Source organism: Alcanivorax sp. HI0044 (assembly GCF_001634945.1).
In genome coordinates this window covers 1-750 of sequence record NZ_LWEZ01000251.1, presented here as the reverse complement: position 1 = coordinate 750, position 750 = coordinate 1, and the positions used below count along the sequence as shown (strand labels likewise).

The following is a 750-nucleotide window of genomic DNA, read 5'->3' as shown; positions in this document are numbered from 1 at the left end:
CCTCCGTGATCCTCATGAATGGCTCGCGCACCCTGCAGGGAAAAGTCACCAGCGTGGGTCAGGCCATCGCCAATGCCAACACCCAGACCGACCGGCAGCTGCTCCCGCAGGTACAGCAGACCTTCAACTGGGTGCGGCTGGCCCAGCGCATTCCGGTGCACATCGAACTGGAGTCAATCCCTGATGACATCCTGCTGGCCGCCGGCATGACCGCCACCGTGCGCCTGCACGACGCACCCACCACGCAATGATTGACCTGCCATGACTTTGCCGCCCCGCCTGGCTGTCATTCTCACACCGGAGCGCCATTCCGTGCTCTTTGCGCTCAAGGGCATTATTGCCATGAGCCTGGCGCTTTACCTGGCAATGCTCATGCAGCTTGAGCGGCCCTACTGGGCGCTTATTTCTGCGGTGTTTCTGCAGGTCCGGCCGGAAACCGGCCTGGTGATTGAAAAGGGCCTGTGCCAGATCGGCGGCACACTGGTGGGCGGCGCCATGGGTCTGTTGATCCTGGCCACCTTGCTGCCCTACCCGTTCATGGCACTGTTGGCCCTGACCCTGTGGATCGGCCTCAATGCGGCGGCTTCTGCCTGGGTACGGCAAGCCAATTTCATTTATGGCTTTGCCATGGCCGGCATCACTGCAACGCTGATTGTGGTGATCTCCATCGCCAACCCCACCACGACCTCCAGCGTTGGCATTTTTCATGTGGCCAATGCCCGTGTTAGCGAAATTATTGTCGGCGCGGTT

Annotated in this window: 1 protein-coding gene and 1 pseudogene; both read left to right on the top strand. The window is 60.8% G+C overall.

Annotated features, from left to right (window positions below; all coding sequences use genetic code 11):
- Nucleotides 1-251: pseudogene (locus A3730_RS30935) on the top strand (HlyD family secretion protein); the annotation flags it as partial.
- Nucleotides 252-261: 10 nt separating this feature from the next.
- Nucleotides 262-750, top strand: a 489-nt coding sequence (locus A3730_RS03165) for an FUSC family protein (protein WP_197477254.1), incomplete at its 3' end; no start/stop codon positions are given.